The organism is Miniimonas arenae (assembly GCF_006351005.1).
GTDB lineage: Bacteria > Actinomycetota > Actinomycetes > Actinomycetales > Beutenbergiaceae > Miniimonas > Miniimonas arenae.
Map to the genome: position 1 here is coordinate 94,855 of NZ_VENP01000002.1, position 16,805 is coordinate 111,659.

General features: G+C 75.8%; 16 protein-coding genes. 1 reads left to right on the forward strand and 15 read right to left on the reverse strand.

All coding sequences use genetic code 11. The features are described 5' to 3' along the window. Positions 1–26: 26 nt before the first annotated feature. The 10 genes from lgt to hisI form a co-directional block, all read right to left on the reverse strand. Positions 27–1,112 (reverse strand): prolipoprotein diacylglyceryl transferase, encoded by a 1,086-nt coding sequence (gene lgt, locus FH969_RS01385; protein ID WP_108719831.1) that lies wholly within the window; start codon positions 1,110–1,112, stop codon positions 27–29. Continuing rightward, on the reverse strand, positions 1,109–1,966 hold the full coding sequence (gene trpA / locus FH969_RS01390; RefSeq protein WP_139985586.1) for a tryptophan synthase subunit alpha: 858 nt from the start codon (positions 1,964–1,966) through the stop codon (positions 1,109–1,111). The genes lgt and trpA overlap by 4 nt, the downstream gene beginning before the upstream one ends. Then, entirely contained in the window at positions 1,963–3,309 is a 1,347-nt protein-coding gene (gene trpB, locus FH969_RS01395; protein ID WP_139985588.1) for a tryptophan synthase subunit beta, read from the reverse strand. The genes trpA and trpB overlap by 4 nt, the downstream gene beginning before the upstream one ends. 148 nt (positions 3,310–3,457) lie before the next feature. Further along, a complete protein-coding gene (gene trpC / locus FH969_RS01400; protein WP_139985590.1) occupies positions 3,458–4,270 on the reverse strand; it encodes an indole-3-glycerol phosphate synthase TrpC in 813 nt (270 codons plus the stop codon). 278 nt (positions 4,271–4,548) lie between these two features. Further along, complete coding sequence (locus tag FH969_RS01405; RefSeq protein WP_139985592.1) at positions 4,549–5,106, reverse strand: DUF2752 domain-containing protein; 558 nt, start codon at positions 5,104–5,106, stop codon at positions 4,549–4,551. Between the two features lie 31 nt (positions 5,107–5,137). Continuing rightward, complete coding sequence (locus FH969_RS01410; RefSeq protein WP_139985594.1) at positions 5,138–5,770, reverse strand: DUF308 domain-containing protein; 633 nt, start codon at positions 5,768–5,770, stop codon at positions 5,138–5,140. 150 nt (positions 5,771–5,920) lie between these two features. Continuing rightward, entirely contained in the window at positions 5,921–6,187 is a 267-nt protein-coding gene (locus FH969_RS01415; protein ID WP_108719827.1) for a hypothetical protein, read from the reverse strand. A gap of 131 nt (positions 6,188–6,318) precedes the next feature. After that, entirely contained in the window at positions 6,319–7,017 is a 699-nt protein-coding gene (locus FH969_RS01420; protein ID WP_108719826.1) for a Trp biosynthesis-associated membrane protein, read from the reverse strand. Beyond that, a complete protein-coding gene (locus FH969_RS01425; RefSeq protein WP_139985596.1) occupies positions 7,014–8,582 on the reverse strand; it encodes an anthranilate synthase component I in 1,569 nt (522 codons plus the stop codon). The genes FH969_RS01420 and FH969_RS01425 overlap by 4 nt, the downstream gene beginning before the upstream one ends. Next, complete coding sequence (gene hisI / locus FH969_RS01430) at positions 8,579–8,944, reverse strand: phosphoribosyl-AMP cyclohydrolase (RefSeq protein WP_139985598.1); 366 nt, start codon at positions 8,942–8,944, stop codon at positions 8,579–8,581. Before hisI ends, FH969_RS01425 begins: the two co-directional genes overlap by 4 nt. Before the next feature lie 172 nt (positions 8,945–9,116). Here hisI and FH969_RS01435 point away from each other — a divergent pair, with 172 nt between their 5' ends. Beyond that, positions 9,117–9,818 (forward strand): maleylpyruvate isomerase family mycothiol-dependent enzyme, encoded by a 702-nt coding sequence (locus FH969_RS01435; RefSeq protein WP_139985600.1) that lies wholly within the window; start codon positions 9,117–9,119, stop codon positions 9,816–9,818. Between the two features lie 72 nt (positions 9,819–9,890). Here FH969_RS01435 and FH969_RS01440 read toward each other — a convergent pair whose 3' ends face one another. From FH969_RS01440 to pafA, 5 genes are read right to left on the reverse strand one after another with little or no spacing between them, the layout of a single operon-like run. Continuing rightward, a complete protein-coding gene (locus FH969_RS01440) occupies positions 9,891–11,669 on the reverse strand; it encodes an ABC transporter ATP-binding protein (protein ID WP_139985602.1) in 1,779 nt (592 codons plus the stop codon). Continuing rightward, positions 11,666–13,639 carry an ABC transporter ATP-binding protein gene (locus FH969_RS01445; RefSeq protein WP_246071635.1) on the reverse strand — a complete coding sequence of 658 codons (1,974 nt, stop codon included), beginning with the start codon at positions 13,637–13,639 and terminating at the stop codon, positions 11,666–11,668. The genes FH969_RS01440 and FH969_RS01445 overlap by 4 nt, the downstream gene beginning before the upstream one ends. A 7-nt stretch (positions 13,640–13,646) precedes the next feature. After that, positions 13,647–14,417, reverse strand: coding sequence for an imidazole glycerol phosphate synthase subunit HisF (hisF, locus tag FH969_RS01450; protein ID WP_139985604.1), 771 nt, complete (start codon positions 14,415–14,417; stop codon positions 13,647–13,649). A 27-nt stretch (positions 14,418–14,444) separates the two neighbouring features. Next, positions 14,445–15,434: an FKBP-type peptidyl-prolyl cis-trans isomerase gene (locus FH969_RS01455; protein ID WP_139985606.1), complete on the reverse strand. Its 990-nt coding sequence runs from the start codon at positions 15,432–15,434 to the stop codon at positions 14,445–14,447. After that, positions 15,431–16,801, reverse strand: a complete 1,371-nt coding sequence (gene pafA, locus FH969_RS01460) for a Pup--protein ligase (RefSeq protein ID WP_139985636.1) — start codon at positions 16,799–16,801, stop codon at positions 15,431–15,433. Before pafA ends, FH969_RS01455 begins: the two co-directional genes overlap by 4 nt. Positions 16,802–16,805: the final 4 nt, after the last annotated feature.

Genomic DNA, 16,805 nt, shown 5'->3' on the forward strand with positions numbered 1-16,805 from the left:
GGCCCTGGCGGCAGAATACCGGCCGACTACCCGTGCGGCGTACCCCGTCCGCCCGATGGTCCGGGGGGCTCGACGGGGTCGCCCGGTGCCGCGACGTCAACGCTCCCCTGACGCTCCGCGGGGTCCGAGACGCCGACGCCGTGCGGGGTTGTGATCGACCCGTCCGTGGGCTCGCCGTCGGACGCCGAGTCCGGCTCACTGTCGGACGCCGAGTCGGGCTCACCGTCGGACGCCGAGTCGGGCTCGCCGTCGGACGCCGAGTCGGGCTCGTCGGGCTGCCGACCCGGCAGCCACACCGTCTCGTCCCGACCCGGGTGTCGGCGCGTGGTCACGAGGAAGGCGACGAGCGCCGTCGTGAACACGATGATCGCGGTCCACACGTTGAGCCGCAGGCCGAGGACGTGCTGCGCGTCGTCGACGCGCAGCATCTCGATCCAGCCGCGACCCGCGGTGTAGAGCATGACGTAGAGCCAGAAGACGCGGCCGTGGCCGAGGCGGAACCGTCGGTCCAGCCAGACGAGGAACGCCGCGGCCGCGAGGTTCCACAGCAGCTCGTAGAGGAAGGTGGGGTGGAACAGCGTGCCGGCGGGAAAGCCGGCGGCCCGTGCGACAGCGTCGTCCACGCGCAGGCCCCAGGGCAGGGTGGTCGGGCTGCCGAACAGCTCCTGGTTGAACCAGTTCCCCAGCCGGCCCACGGCCTGCGCCACGAGCAGGCCGGGCGCGAGCGCGTCCGCGAACGGTGCGAACCGCAGGCCCGCACGGCGCAGCCCGATCCACGCGCCCACCGCGCCGAGCGAGATCGCGCCCCAGATGCCGAGGCCGCCCTGCCAGATGTAGAGGATGCGGACGAGGTCGCCGTCGGGGCCGAAGTAGGCCGCCGGGGAGGTGACGACGTGGTAGAGCCGCGCCCCGATGATGCCGAACACCACGGCCCACACCACGACGTCCGGGACCTCCTCGGCCGGTCCGCCGCGCGCGGCGTAGCGGCGCACGAGGATGCGGTAGGCGAGGAAGCCCCCGATGAGGATCGCGATGGCGTAGGCACGCAGCGGGAAGGGGCCGAGGTACCAGACCCCCTGCGACGGGCTCGGGATGCCGTCGGCGAGGATCACCGGCGCACCCCGGCCGCCAGCGCGGCCGCCGTCTGCGCCACGGCGTCGACGCCGCCGTCGCGCAGCGACCGTACGAGCGCCGAGCCCACGATGACGCCGTCGGCGAAGGAGGCCACCTCGTGCGCCTGCTGGGGCGTCGAGACGCCGAGGCCCACGCAGACCCGCGGCGCGCCAGCCTCACGGGTGCGGCGCACGAGTTCGCCTGCGCCGGCACCCACGCTCGAGCGCGTGCCCGTGACGCCCATCGTGGACGCGGCGTAGACGAAGCCGCGGCTCGCGGCCACCGTGAGCGCGAGGCGCTCGGTGGTCGAGCTCGGCGCGACGAGGAACACCTTGTCCAGTCCGTGCCGGTCGGCGGCGACGATCCACTCGGCCGCCTCGTCCGGGATGAGGTCGGGGGTGATGAGGCCCGCTCCCCCGGCCGAGGCGAGGTCGCGCGCGAACGCGTCGACGCCGTAGCGCAGCACCGGGTTGAAGTAGGACATCACGAGCACCGGAGCGCCCTCGGCGGCGATCGCCTCGACGGCGCCCATCACCTGTGCGACGCGCGTCCCGCCGCGCAGGGCGGTCTCGACGGCGGACTGGATGAGCGGGCCGTCCATCACCGGGTCGGAGTAGGGCAGCCCGAGCTCGACGACGTCCACGCCGGCGCGCACCATCGCGCGCGCCGCGGCGACGCTCGTGGCCACGTCCGGGAACCCGAGCGGCAGGTAGCCGACGAGGACCGCGCGGTTCTCCGCGCGCGCCGCCTCGACCGTGGCGGCGCTCGTGACGCGCGCGACGACGTCGGCCGGGGCGGTGGTGCCGGCGGTGCTGGTGCTGGTGGTGGCGCTGCTCGCGCTGATGGCGGTCATCCCCGGCCCTCCTGGTTCTCGTCGACGCCCGAGTCCAGGACGTCGAACCAGCGGCCCGCGGTCGCGACGTCCTTGTCTCCCCGGCCGGACAGGTTGACGAGCACGATGGGGGGCTCGCCGTCGGGCCGCGGCGCGAGGGTGCGGCCCGCCCGCAGCGCGCCGGCGAGCGCGTGCGCGGACTCGAGCGCCGGGATGATGCCCTCGGTGCGGCAGAGAATGCGGAACGCCTCCATCGCCTCGGTGTCGGTGACCGGCTCGTACGTGGCGCGGCCGGTGTCGTGCAGCCACGCGTGCTCCGGGCCGACGCTCGGGTAGTCCAGGCCGGCGGAGATGGAGTGGGTCGGCCGGGTCTGGCCGTCCGCGTCCTGCAGCAGGTAGGAGCGCGCACCGTGCAGGACGCCCGGCTCGCCGCCGGAGAACCGGGCGGCGTGCAGGCCGGTGGTCACGCCGTCGCCGCCGGCCTCGAGACCGAGGAGGGCGACGCCGTCGTCGTCGAGGAACGCGTTGAAGATGCCCATCGCGTTCGAGCCGCCGCCCACGCACGCGGTGACGAGGTCGGGCAGGCGGCCGGTGCGCTCGAGCAGCTGCGCGCGGGCCTCGTCCCCGATCACCCGGTGGAAGTCGCGGACCATCTGCGGGAACGGGTGCGGCCCCGTCACGGTGCCGAGCAGGTAGTGGGTGTGCTCGACGTTGGCGACCCAGTCGCGCAGCGCCTCGTTGATCGCGTCCTTGAGGGTGCGCGAGCCGATCGTGACCGGCACGACCTCGGCACCGAGCAGGCGCATCCGCGCGACGTTGAGCGCCTGCCGCTCGGTGTCCTCCTCGCCCATGTAGACGGTGCACTCCAGGCCCATGAGCGCCGCGGCCGTCGCGGTGGCCACACCGTGCTGACCGGCCCCGGTCTCCGCGATGACGCGCGTCTTGCCCATCCGCTTCACGAGGAGCGCCTGGCCCAGGACGTTGTTGATCTTGTGCGAGCCGGTGTGGTTGAGGTCCTCGCGCTTGAGGAAGACCCGGACGCCCGGCACGCCGTCGGCGGTGGCGACGTGCGCCGCGAACCGCGGCACCTCCGTGAGCGGCGAGGGGCGGCCGGTGTACTCGCGGTGCAGGCGGGCCAGCTCGACCTCGAACTCCGGGTCGGTCTTCGCCTTGGCGTACGCGTCGGCGAGCTCGTCGAGCGCGGCGATGAGCGCCTCGGGCACGAACCGACCCCCGAAGTCGCCGAAGTACGGGCCCTGCACGTCCGCGAGCGGGCGCGCGCCCTCGGGCGCGGTCGGTTCGGGCGCCGCGGTCTCGGGCGCCGCGGTGTCGGGCGCTGTGGCGCGCTCCTGCGGTGTGGTCATCACGTTCCTCCGGTCCTGCGTGGTGCGGGCGCCCTCGTCGGGCGCCGTTCGTGGCGGGTGGTCGCGACGCGGCACACCCGCTCCTCTCACGCCCGCGCGGCGGGCGCGGCCGTGTCGTCCGAGCCGTGCGGCGCGGGCGTGGCCCGGTTCAGGGCCGCCGGGCGCGCAGCGCCGGGTGCGCGCCGACCGCCACGAGGTCGGCGACGGCGGCGCGGGGGTCCGCGGACCGGACGAGCGTCTCGCCGACGAGCACGGCATCGGCCCCGGCCTGGGCGTACTCGAGCACGTCGCGCGGGCCGCGGACGCCCGACTCCGCGACCCGGCAGGCCCAGTCCGGCAGCGCCTCGGCGACGCCGGCGAACGTGTCGCGGTCCACCTCGAGCGTGTGCAGGTTGCGCGCGTTCACGCCGATGATGCGCCCGCCCGCGTCGATCGCGCGGTGCGCCTCCTCGACGTCGTGCACCTCCACGAGGGCGGACATCCCGAGCGAGTGGACGCGCTCGACGAGCGACGTGAGCACGGTCTGCTCGAGGGCCGCGACGATGAGGAGCACGAGGTCGGCGCCGTGTGCCCGCGCCTCCCACACCTGGTAGGGCGAGACGATGAAGTCCTTACGCAGCACGGGGACGTCGACCGCGCCGCGCACCGCGTCCAGGTCCGCGAGGCTGCCGAGGAACCGACGCTCCTCGGTCAGCACCGAGATCACCGAGGCACCGCCGGCCTCGTACTGCTGCGCGAGCGCGGCGGGATCCGGGATCGGGGCGAGCGGGCCCTTGGACGGGCTCGCGCGCTTCACCTCGGCGATCACCGCGATCGCGGCCGGGTCCTTGAGCCGGTCGTGGCAGGAGCGTGCGCTCGGCTGCTGCTGCGCGAGGGCCTTGAGGTCGTCGAGGCTCGTCTGCGCCTGCCGGGTCGCGACGTCCTCGCGGACCCCGGCGACGATGTCCTCCAGCACTGTCACGCCGGCGTTCCTCCCGTGTACCCCTGCTGAGCACTGCTGACCGCTGCGTCCTGCCCCGGCGCCTGCGGCCGCCGACCCGGCCCGGGCCGGCGCGCCAAGCCTAGGCCAGCCGGAGGACCACTCCGGCCCACGTCCGTCGCCCGCCCGAACCACGGACACGCATCGACGCGTGCGGACGGCGGGCGTTCCGCGTGCGGACGGCGAACCTCAGGGACGGCGGTCGATCCGCGTGCGGACGGCGAACGTCAGTGACGGCGAACGTCAGCGGGCGGCGAACCTCAGGGGACGGCGAGCGGTCCAAGGTACGGCGTGAGGGCCGGGACGTTGCGCAGCACCCAGAATGCGAGGACGAGCCCGAGGCCGACCCAGGCCAGCCAGGCGGGTGGGCTCCAGGGCGGCCGGTCGGCGCGCGCGTCCGCGAACCAGCGGGCGGTGAGCGCGAGCACGAGCGGCAGCCCGACCACGACGAGCGGGTTGTACGACCACGCCGAGGCGACGTCGCCGTGCAGCAGGTCGGCCGTGGCCCGCATTCCCCCGCAGCCGGGGCACGCGATGCCGAGCAGCAGGCTCGGGCAGAACCCGTACGAGCCGGCCACGTGCGGGCTGCGCAGGACGAGCAGCACACCGCCGCCGACGGCGAGGGCCGCGATCGTGGTCGGCAGGGACCAGGAGCGCCCCGAGTCGCGCGCGGCCACCTGCGCGGGCCGGACGGTCGCCGCAGCTCCGGCCGGACCGGCCCCCGCGGCGAGGGATGCGCCGTCCGGCGACGGGCCGACCCTGCCGGCGGACGCTGCGGTCCGTGCGGGCCCGCCGCGTCCCGGACGGGTGTCGGTCATGGCAACTCCCGACGGGAGGGCTCCCGATCGCTCAGGAGAGCTGGTTCATGATGTCCTGGAACTCCGTGGAGTTCAGGACGACGACGAGCATGACGATGCCCAGCACGATGCCGACCGCGCCGGCGACGATCCCGACCATGCCGAGCCGGGAGTTCGTGGCCTGGCCCTTGCGACCCGCGCTGACCGAGACGGCCCCGGTGACGACGGCGGCGATGCCGAGAAGCACCGCGATCCAGTTCATGCAGAACAGCACGACGCTCGCGATGCCCAGGCTCATGGCCACGACGCCGACGGCGTTGCGCGGCGGGCGCTGACCCTGCGTCGCGTACGGCGCGGCGTACTGAGCCGGGGCGCCGTAGGGGCCGCCGGACTGTCCGTACCCGGGCTGCTGCGCGTAGGGGTCGAACGTGCCCTGCCCCGGCGCTCCGCCCTGCCCGCCCCAGGCGGACTGGGGCGGCTGGGTCGGGGGCGTCGGCGAGCCGTACGGGTTCGCTCCCGGTCCCGACTGGGGTCCCTGCGGGCTCTGCGCGCCCTGGCCGGCGGGCGCACCCGGTCCCGCGCTCCCCCACGCCGGCTGCGGCGCGGCGGGGCGCTGGTCCTCGGGCAGGCGGACGCCGTAGCGCGGCTCCTCGGGCGGGGTGGGCGGGGTCGGGGAGTAGCTCATCGTGTGGTGTCGTTCCCGTCGAACGGTCGGGACGCCCGGTCGGGGCGTCGGGATGCTGGGGCTGGTGTGCGGGTGCTGCAGGGTCCGTCTCGGGCCCGACGCGGGATCGACCACGTCCGGCCGGGCCGGGGCCCGTCCCGGGAGGGTGGCCTAGTCGCGCGAGCGCGCGTGCGGCTGACCGTGGCCCGCGGCGCGGAGCGCGGCGCTGCCGATCAGCGTCACCACCACCCCCACGAGCCCGGCGATCGTGAGCGGCATGACGTGCGCGATCAGCCCGGCGCCCACGAGGGCGGAGGTGATGATGAGGCCCCACGTGAGGAACCACCCGGCGAGCGTGCGACCCTCGTTGTGGAACGGTGACGCGGGCGGGAGCTTGTCGCCCTCGGGTGAGACGAGCTTGAGCTGGCGCTCGGTCACGGGGTCCTCCAGGAGTTCTCGGGCCAGGTGTCAGGCGAGGTCGCGGGCAGGTGTCGGGGCGATCACCGGCGGCTCGGTGGCGTCGACGACCGTCGACTCCCCGCGGGCGCCGGTACCCCTCACCCTACTGGTCAGCCCCGGGCGGACGGGTCCTCGCCCCGCGTCAGCGCGTCCCAGTCGTCCACGGCCGCGCGCGTCGCACGCGCGCGGTCGCTCGCCTCGGGCGGGCCGGCCGCCGTCGCCCGCCCGGTCGCGCCGGTCGCCCCGCGCGAGGCGACACCCTCGCCGTCGGGCGCCTCGCCGTCGGGCACGACGCCGTCGGGCACCTCCGCGACGGCGAGCGACGGCGCGGCGGCGCCGACGCGCTCGAACCGGTCACCCCGGACCGGCCGCGCCGGGGCGAGGGCGAGCAGCACGGCGCCCGCGAGGAGCAGCACCGAGCAGCCGACGGCGACGCCCGGCCACGGCGTCGCGCTCGGCTCCCCCGCGAGCACCGGGACGCCGGTCGCCTCCGCCGCCGCGGTCGCCAGCGCCGACTCGGCCCGGCCCGCGCCGGCCACGAGCTGCTGGACGAGCCCGGCGGCCGCGAGCACGACGAGCCAGTCCACGATCCGCGCGAGCACGCCGCGCGCGAGCAGTCGCGCGACCACCCCGGCCGCGACGACGAGCAGCAGCGGGCCGGCGAGCGGCACCGCGGTGAGCCCGTCGGCCGACACCGTGGAGGACCCGACGGCGTCCACGGGCGCGGTCCACCAGGTCGCCGCCGCGGTGGCGAGGGTGCCGAGGGCGCCCGCGACGAGCAGGAGCACCCCGAGGCGACGGGTGCTCATGCCGGGTCCACGAGCCGCGCCGCGACCTCGATCGCGCGCAGCACCGCCGCGGCCTTGTTCCGGCACTCCTCGTGCTCGGCCTGCGGGCGCGAATCGGCGACGATCCCGGCGCCGGCCTGCACGTACGCGGTCCCGTCCTTGACCAGCGCCGTGCGGATGGCGATGGCCATGTCGAGGTTGCCCGCAAGGTCGAGGTACCCGATCGTGCCGCCGTACACCCCGCGCCGCGCCGGCTCCAGGTCGTCGATGATCTCCACCGCGCGCGGCTTCGGCGCACCGCTGAGAGTCCCGGCGGGGAACGTCGCGACGAGCGCGTCGAGCGCGCCGGCACCCGGCCGCAGCGTGCCCGTCACGGTGGAGCAGAGGTGCATGATGTGGCTGAACCGCCGCACGTCCATGAACTCGCTCACGCGGACCGTGCGCGGGTCGGCGACCTTCGTGAGGTCGTTGCGGCCGAGGTCGACGAGCATGAGGTGCTCGGCGCGCTCCTTCGGGTCCGCGAGCAGCTCCTCCTGCAGCTCCACGTCCTGCGCGGCGTCCTTCCCGCGCGGTCGGGAGCCAGCGATCGGGTACGTCATCACCGCGTCGCCCGTCACCTGGGCGAGCGTCTCGGGACTGGAGCCGACGACGGCGTAGGGCTCGCCGTCAGGCCCCGCGAGGTGCACGCAGTACATGTACGGACTGGGGTTGAGCGCGCGCAGCGCGCGGTAGACGTCGATCGGCTCGGCCGGGCAGTCCACGTCGAAGCGCTGGGACAGCACGACCTGGAAGACGTCGCCGTCGCGGATGTGCTCCTTGGCGCGCAGCACGGCCGCCTCGTACTCGGCGGGCGTGCTCCGCGCGCGCACCTCGAGGGGGGCGCCGCCCGCGGGACGCACCGCGTCGACGGCGGCCGGCACGTGCGCGAGTCCCGCGTGCATGGCGTCGAGCCGTGCGAGCGCCGCGGCATGCGCCTCGTCCACGCGCTCGTCGGTGCCGTCGCCGTTGATGGCGTTGGCGATGAGCCACACCGCGCCGTCGCGGTGGTCGACCACGACGAGGTCCTGCACGAGCGCGAGCGAGACGTCGGGCACGCCGAGCTCGTCCGGTGAGGAGGGCACGAGCGTCGGCTCCCAGTACCGGATCGCGTCCCACCCGATCGACCCGACGAACCCGCTGGTCAGCGGCGGCAGGCCGGCGACCGGCTCGGTCCGCAGCAGGCGCAGCGCCTCCCCGAGCACGTGCACCGGGTCGCCCTGGGTCGGCAGGCCGGCGGGGACGTCACCGCGCCAGACCGCCTCGCCGTCGCGCGCCGTGAGGATCGCGCGCGAGGACACGCCGACGAACGAGTACCGGCTCCACGTGCCGTCCGCGGCCGCGGACTCGAGGATGAACGTGCCGGGCCGCGCGTCGGCCAGCGCGCGGTAGATCCCCACCGGCGTCAGCGAGTCGGCGAGCAGCTTGCGCACCACGGGGATGACGCGGTGGGTGGTCGCGAGGTGGCGGAACTCCGATCGACCCGGCCAGGTGCCGCCCCACTCGAGGTCGGCGGGCAGAGACACGCTCGCGTGGGTCGGGATCGTCACGGCGCGCTCCCGACGACGGCGCCGAGGTCGCCGCCGGCCTCGAAGCAGCTGCGCGAGCCGGTGTGGCACGCCGCCCCGACCTGCTCGACCCGCACGAGGAGCGCGTCGCCGTCGCAGTCCAACGCCACCGAGCGCACGTGCTGCGTGTGCCCCGACGTGTCGCCCTTGCGCCAGTACTCCTGGCGTGAGCGGCTCCAGAACGTCACGCGGCCGGTGGTGAGGGTGCGGCGGACCGCCTCGTCGTCCATCCAGCCGAGCATGAGGACCTGCAGGGAGACGTCGTCCTGGACGATCGCGGCGACGAGGCCGTCGGCGTCCGGCTTGAGGCGCGCGGCGACGCCGGGGTCGAGCTGTTCGGTCACCGGATCATCCTTCCACGCGGGCGCGGGGCGGCCGGTGGCGTCGCGGTGGAGCGCGGGCGGGGCGCGGACGGAGCGCGGGCGGGGCGCGGGCGGAGCGCGGGCGGGGCGCGGGCATGGCGCGGCGGAGCGCAGGCGGGGCGCGGTCGCGGCACGGGCGGGGCATGATCGGGTCATGAGCGACGCCCCCACCCTCGACGACGACCTCACCACCGGCCCGCGCGGCACACTCGTCGCGGCGCTGCGTGGCGTCCCGCCCACGGCGCCCACGCTGTGCACCCTGTGGCAGGCGCGCCACCTCGCGGCGCACGTCGTGATGCGCGAGCGCTCGCCGCTGCGGATCGCCGGCGCGACCCTGCGCCACCGCGACGCCGCTCGTGAGCGCGGCGACGAGGTGGCGACCCTGGCCGACTACGAGCGGCTGATCGAGGACGTCGCCGCGGGTCCCTCACGACTCCTGCCGACCGCGTGGTTCCCGATGACGAACGTGCTCGAGTTCCACGTCCACGCGCTCGACGTCGTACGCGCACCCGCCGAGGACGCCGCGCCCGCCGCCTCCGCGCCGGTGCCGCTCGGCCCGCGCACGCGCGCGGCGATCTGGCGCTCGGTGTCGGGGATGGCCCGACTGCGGTACGGCCGCCCGGCGCCCCGGGGCGGCGTCGGCGTCGTGCTCGTCGTGCCCGGCGGTCCGCGCGCCGTCGTCGCGCGCGGGGACGCCTCGGTCGTGGTGACGGGCGAGGAGCTCGAGCTGGCGATGGTCGTCACCGGCCGCGAGCGTGCCAGCCTCGCGACGCTGTCGGGCCCGGACGACGCCGTCGCCGCGTTCCGCGCCGCGACCGGGTGGGACGCCCCCGGATCGGACGCCGCGGCGGGCTGACGAACGCGACCGAGCCCGGCGACGAGCCCGCACGCCGCGCTCGTCCCGGCCCGACTCGTCCCGTGCCGTCTCCTAGGTCGTCGACACCAGCCACGACCGGAACAGGTGCGCGTACACGCCGTCGGCGGCGACGAGCTCCTCGTGCGGCCCGACCTCCACGACCCGCCCGTGGTCGACCACCACGACGAGGTCGGCCTGCTGCGCCGTCGAGAGCCGGTGCGCGATCGTCACCGAGGTCCGGCCCGCGACGACGCGCGCGAGCGCGCGCGAGGTGCGCAGCTCGGTCGCGGGGTCGACGGCGGAGGTCGCCTCGTCGAGCACGAGCACCGGCGCACCCGCGAGGTGGGCGCGGGCGAGCGCGACGAGCTGCCGCTCCCCCGCCGAGAGCTGCTCGCCGCGCTGCCCCACGGGTGAGTCCAGCCCGAGCGGCAGGGTCTCGACCCAGTCGGTCAGGCCCAGCTCGGCGACGGCGCGCACCACGTCCTCTCGCGTCGCGTCGGGCCGCGCGTAGGCGACGTTGCGCGCGAGCGTCGTGTCGAACAGGAACCCCTCCTGCGTCACGGCGACGACGTGGGCCCGCAGATCCTCCTCCGCGACGTCGCGCAGGTCGACGCCGCCCACGCGCACCACGCCGGCGGCGGGGTCCACGAGCCGGGTCAGCAGGCGCGCGATCGTCGTCTTGCCCGACCCGGTGCGGCCGACGACGGCGACGCGCGCCCCCGCGGGCAGGCGCACCGACACGTCGTGCAGCACGGGCGGGGAGTCCGGGTAGGCGTACGTCACGCCCGCCAGCTCGAGGTCGAGCGGGCCGTCGGGCAGCGGGCGGGGCCGCCGCGGCGGCGGCACCGCGAGCGGGGTCTCGAGCAGCGAGAGCACACGGCGCCAGCCGGCGACGGCGTTCTGCAGCTCGTTGAGCACCTCGGTCGCGTTCTGCACGGGGCCCACGAACAGCTGCACGAGGAACAGGACGGCGAGCAGGTCGCCGACGCTCAGCTCGCCCGCGATCCCGAGGAACGCGCCCGCGACCACCACGACGGCGAGCGCCAGTCCGCTCAGCAGCACGCCGACGGAGAACGCGAGCGCGGCGAGCGTCTGGGCGCGCACGGCGGCGTCGCGGTGCTGCGCCACCGCGTGGACCAGGCGGCGTGCGGTGCGGTCCGCGGCCCCGTACGCGCGGATGGTGTGCGCCCCGACCACGGCCTCGCTGACCGCCGAGAGCATCGCGCCGACGCGCAGGCGGACCTGCCCGAAGGCCGCCGTGAGCCGGCGCTGCGCGCGCGGGGCCACGACCGCCATCGGCAGCAGGCACAGCCAGACGAGGGCCGCGAGCTGCCAGGAGTACCAGGCGATCGCGACCGTCGCCGCCGCGATCTGGAGCGAGGACAGGATCAGCGTGATCCCGCCCCACTGCACGAACATGCTGATGGTGTCGACGTCGGAGGTGACCCGGGACGTCAGCGAGCCGCGCCGCTCGGCGTGCTGGGTGAGCACGGCCAGGTCGTGCACGTGCCGGAACGCGGCGACGCGCAGCTGGGCCAGCCCCGCCTCGGTCGCGGCGAACAGCCGCGCGTTCGCGATGCCGGACAGGACCGAGGCGACGACGAGGACGAGCGCGGCCCACGCCGTCGTGCGCAGGACCACCCCGAGGTCGACGCCGCCCGCGGCGAGCAGACCGTGGTCGGTGGCGCGCTGCACGGAGAACGGGACGACGAGCCGCCCCAGGGTCGCGAGCGTCGCGAGCAGGAGCGTCACGCCGAGGCCGCGGCGCAGCGCCGGGGACTCGCGCAGGCCGCGCCGCACGGTGGCGAGCACGCCCAGCTCGGACGCCGGCGCGATCGTCGCGGCGCTCACGAGCGGTCCCGGTCGTAGGCGGTGAGCAGCGCCTCGAAGCCCGCGTCGCGGGCGAGGAGCTCCGCGACGGTCCCGACGTCGACGACGGCACCGGCCTCGAGGTGCACCACGACGTCCGCCTGGGCGATGGTCGCGGGCCGGTAGGCCGCCATCAGGACGGTGGGGCCGCCGTCGTGAGCTCCGTGCTGGTCGGGTGCGCCGTCAAAGGTCGCGAGCTCGGCGAGGATCGCGCGCTCGACCACCGGGTCGAGCGCGGACGTCGCATCGTCCAGCAGCAGCAGGCGGGGGCGGCGCAGCAGCGCGCGGGCGATCGCGAGCCGCTGGCGCTGACCGCCGCTCAGCGTGGTGCCGCGCTCCCCGAGCGGGCTGTCCAGGCCGAGCGGCAGCGCGCGGACGACGTCGTCGACGTGCGCACGCCGCAGCGCGTCCCACACGAGCGCATCGGGCACGGGTGCGTCCCCGGGCGCACTGAGCGTGACGTTCTCGCGCACCGTGTCGTCGAAGACGAACGCCTCCTGCGCGACGTAGGCGACGTCGCGGGCGAGCCGGGTGCGAGGGATCGCGCGCACGTCCTCGCCGTCGAGCTGCACGACGCCCGACGTCGCGGGCGTGAGCCGGCCGACGAGGTCGAGCAGCGTGGACTTGCCCGACCCGGTCGGGCCGACGACGGCGACACGTGCGCCGGACGGCACGGCGAGCGTGACGTCGCGCACGAGGTCGAGCGGCCCGGCCGGGCCGGGCACGCGCAGCCCGACGCCGCGAAGCTCGAGCCGGGCGCCGCGGGGCCGGGCGCCGCGGGGCCGGGCGCCGCGGGGCCGGGAGGCCGAAGGAACGTCGACCGGGTCCCGCCGGGTGGGCACTGCCTCGGACACCGGGTCGGCGACTGTGTCGGGCTGGATGTCGGGCTCACGCGGCGCGTCCAGGACGCCGGCGATCCGGGCGTGCCCCACCAGCGAGCGCGGCAGGTCCCCGAGCACGAACCCGATCGCGCGGACGGGGAACGTCATGACGCTGAGCAGGTAGGCGGCCGTCACCACACCGCCCGCCGCGACCCGGCCGACGTGCACGCCCTCCGCGCCGACCACGAGGACGAGCAGCGTGGCGAAGGCGGGGATCGCGTCGAGCACGGGGTCGAACACCGAGCGGATGCGGCCCACGCGCGTGTTGGCGTCGCGCAGCTGCTCGGTCGCGTCGCGGAAGAGCGCGACCTCGTGCGCCGCCGTGCCGAGCGTCTTGACCACGGACGCGGCCTCGAAGCTCGCGTGGGCCACGTCCGCCACGTGCGCGCGCTCGGCCTGCGCGCGCGAGACGGCCGGCGTCATCGCGCGGCGGTACACCGCGTTGGCGACGAGAACCGCGGGCAGCACGGCGATCCCGATCACGCCGAGCCAGACGTCCGCGGCGAGCATCGCGCCCGCGGCCATGACGAGCATGACGGCCACGCCGATCGCGAGCGGGAGCGGGACGAACACCTCGCCGGCCGCCTCGGCGTCGGCGCTGGCGTGCGAGAGGAGTGCGCCCGTGGGGTGGCGGCGGTGCCACGCCATCGGCAGCTCGAGGTAGGCACGGGAGACCCGGCGGCGGTGGTCGGCCTGCACGTCGAACGCCGCGATCCCCGCATAGACGCGCCGCAGCGCGACGCACGCGGCGGTGACGAGGCCGACGATCAGGAGCGCGCCGCCGGCGAGCCAGATGTCACGGTCCGCGACGCCGTCGCCGGTGAGCGCGGGCACGATGACCCCGTCGGTGATCCGCCCGAGCAGCCAGCCGGCGGCCACGGTCGCGCCGCCCCACAGCGCCGAGGCCGCGATGGCGACGGCGAACGCACGCGGGCTCGCGGCGATGCCGCGCCGCAGCAGCGTGAGGGAGCGGCGCAGGAAGCCACCGGTGATCGTCGCCGGCTGGCGAGACGGTTCGTGGGCAGCCCGATGCGTGGAGCCGGGCTCGGCCTCGGGGGTCGGGGCGGTCACTCCCCGGTCACCGGACGACGTGGCCGGCGGCGCGCAGCGCGTCCTTGACCTCGCCGACCGACAGCGTGCCGAAGTGGAAGACGCTCGCGGCGAGCACGGCGTCGACGCCGGTGGCCGCAGCCACGACGAAGTCCTCGACACGTCCGGCGCCGCCGCTCGCGACGAGCGGGACGTCGACGACGTCGCGCACCGCCGTGAGCATCTCGACGTCGAACCCGGCGGTGGTGCCGTCCGCGTCGATCGAGTTGAGCAGGATCTCCCCCGCCCCGCGGTCGGCGGCCTCCGCGGCCCACGCGACGGCGTCGAGCCCGGTGCCCCGGCGTCCGCCGTGCGTGGTCACCTCGAAGCCCGACTCGGTGGGTGTGCCCGCCGGGCAGCGCCGCGCGTCCACCGACACCACGACGACCTGGGCGCCGAAGCGCCGCGCGATGTCGGTGATGAGCTCGGGTCGGGCGATCGCGGCGGTGTTGACGCCGACCTTGTCGGCGCCGGCGCGCAGCAGCGCCTCGACGTCGGCCACGCTGCGCACCCCGCCGCCCACGGTGAGCGGCACGAACACCTGCTCGGCCGCGGCCGTCACCGTCTCGAGCGTGGTCGCCCGGCCGTCGGAGGACGCCGAGACGTCGAGGAACGTGATCTCGTCGGCGCCCTCGGCGTCGTAGCGGCGGGCGAGCTCGACCGGGTCGCCCGCGTCCCGCAGGCCCTCGAACCGGACGCCCTTGACGACCCGCCCGGCGTCGACGTCGAGGCAGGGGATCACACGCAGGGCGACACTCACCCGTCCACCCTAACGGGGCACGAGGGCCTATCCGGTGGGTGCGTCGGTGGCGCCCGCGGTGGGGTCGCCACCGGGCTGGCCCTCGGTCCCGGACGGGCCGACCGCGACGTCGCCCGTGGCGAGGATGTCGGCGACGTAGACGAGCGTGTCCTGCCCGTTGCCGTCCGCCGGCGGCACGACGACGAGGACCTGCGAGCCCACCGTCTGCTCGACGAGCCCGGCCAGGAGGCCGGTCGGCAAGTCCGCGAGCGCCACGGCGCGCGGCGCCACGCCCCACGTCGAGTCCGCGACGGCGCCGTCGGACCAGCGCACCGCCACCAGCTGCAGCACCACGGACTGGCCGAGCGTCACCTGGGGGCCCGCACCCTTGATGAGCACGGTCGAGGCGACGCTGACGGGCGGCGCGGCGTCGGGGATCGCGACGGTGGGCGCGCCGTCGTCGGCGAGCGTGACGGTCGGCATCGCCGGGAGCGGCTCGAGCGGCTCCCCCTGCGCACGCAGCGGGAGCAGGTCCAGGACCAGCACGTGGGGGTTCGGGTCGGCGTCGGTGCCGAGCTCCACGCGGAGCAGGCGCGAGCCGATCGTCGCGCCCTCGAGCAGGTCGTACAGCGGCTGGCCGAGGTCGTCGACGCTGAACGTGCGGATCTCGGGCAGGCCCTCGTACGTGTCGGCGACCACCTCGCCCGTCGTGACGTTCTCGGCCAGGTAGTCCGCGAGGACGCTCTGACCGTCCACGAGGACCGGGCCGTCGCCCGTGACGAGCGTGGCGGTCGACGTCTCCCCCACCGTGAAGCCGTCCGGGATCGTGATCGTGGGCCGGATCCCGAAGTCCCCCGCCACCTCGATCGTCGGCGCCGCACCCGGCTCGGGCGCGGTCGTCGGCGTGCAGCCGGCGACGGCGAGCACGAGGGCGCCCAGCACCGCAAGTCCGCCCAGCGCACGCCGGCCGCGGCGCACCGACCGCGCACCCGGCGCGCCCGTGGAGCGGCCGCGCGGCGTCGCGACGGCGGCGCTCACGACCGCATGCTCTCGATGAGCCGGTCCACCCGCTCGTCGTGCGACCGGAACGGGTCGGCGCACAGCACCGTGCGCTGGGCCGCGTCGTTGAGCTTGAGGTGGACCCAGTCGACCGTGTGGTCGCGCCGCGCCTCCTGCGCGGCGCGGACGAACGACCCGCGCAGGCGTGCCCGCGTGGTCTGCGGGGGCTCCTCGGTCGCCGTCTCGACCTCCTCGGGGGTGGTGAGGCGCCGCACGAGCCCGCGTGCCACGAGGGTCCCGAGCAGGCCGTCCGCGGGCGAGATGTCGTGATAGGCCAGCAGCAGCCGGGCGATCCGCGGGTCGGTGAGGCCCACGCCGTGCCGCTCGGTGTAGCGGTGCACGAGGCGCTCCTTGATCGCCCAGTCCAGCTCGGTGTGCACGAGCGTGTGGTCGCCGGTCGCGACGGCGCGCAGACCCCGCTCCCACAGGTCCAGCACCCAGGCGGTGCTCGCCGAGTCGTCTCCCGTGCTCGCGACGAAGTCGCGCGCCTTGCCGAGCAGCTCGTCCTGGATGTCCAGCGCCGTGATCGTGCCGCCCCCGCCACGCGCGAGGCTCGCGCGCCCGGTGATGTCGTGGCTGATGTCGCGGATCGCCCGGACCGGGTTCTCCAGCGTGACGTCGCGCAGGTGCACGCCGTTCTCGAGCATCCGCAGGACGAGGTCGGTGGTGCCGAGCTTGAGCATCGTGGTGGGCTCGGCCATCGTCGAGTCCCCCACGATGACGTGCAGGCGGCGGTAGGCCTCGGCGTCGGCGTGCGGCTCGTCCCGGGTGTTGATGATGGGCCGGGACCGGGTGGTCGCCGAGGACACGGTCTCCCAGATGTGGTCGGCGCGCTGGGAGAAGCAGTACCGCGCCCCGCGCGGACCCTCCAGGACGTGCCCGGCACCGGTGAGCAGCTGCCGCGTGACGAAGAACGGCACGAGCACCTCGGCGGTGCGCGCGAAGTCCGAGCGCCGGCGCAGGAGGTAGTTCTCGTGGCACCCGAACGAGTTGCCCACCGAGTCCACGTTGTTGCGCAGCAGGTGCAGCCGCCCGGGCAGACCCTCGGCGGCCATCCGGTCGTTCGCGTCCTGGGCGAGGTCGGCGAGGATCCGCACTCCGGCGGCGTCCTGCACGACCGCCTGGTGGATGTCGTCCGCCTCGGCCGTGGCGTACTCGGGATGGCTGCCGACGTCGAGGTAGAGGCGGGCGCCGTTGCGCAGGAACACGTTGCTGGACCGGCCCCACGCCACGACGGTGCGGAACAGGTAGCGGGCGGCCTCGTCGGCCGACATCCCGCGGTCGTCGGGGCTCGCGCAGGTGATCCCGTACTCCGTCTCGAGCCCGAAGATCCGCCGCGTCTGCACGCTC

What these genes read in the sequence shown, in the direction of transcription:
- trpA (WP_139985586.1), bottom strand. Translation starts at nt 1,966, where the DNA reads ATGACCGCCATCAGCGCGAGCAGCGCCACCACCAGCACCAGCACCGCC.
- trpB (WP_139985588.1), bottom strand. Translation starts at nt 3,309, where the DNA reads ATGACCACACCGCAGGAGCGCGCCACAGCGCCCGACACCGCGGCGCCC.
- FH969_RS01405 (WP_139985592.1), bottom strand. Translation starts at nt 5,106, where the DNA reads ATGACCGACACCCGTCCGGGACGCGGCGGGCCCGCACGGACCGCAGCG.
- FH969_RS01410 (WP_139985594.1), bottom strand. Translation starts at nt 5,770, where the DNA reads ATGAGCTACTCCCCGACCCCGCCCACCCCGCCCGAGGAGCCGCGCTAC.
- FH969_RS01420 (WP_108719826.1), bottom strand. Translation starts at nt 7,017, where the DNA reads ATGAGCACCCGTCGCCTCGGGGTGCTCCTGCTCGTCGCGGGCGCCCTC.
- FH969_RS01435 (WP_139985600.1), top strand. Translation starts at nt 9,117, where the DNA reads ATGAGCGACGCCCCCACCCTCGACGACGACCTCACCACCGGCCCGCGC.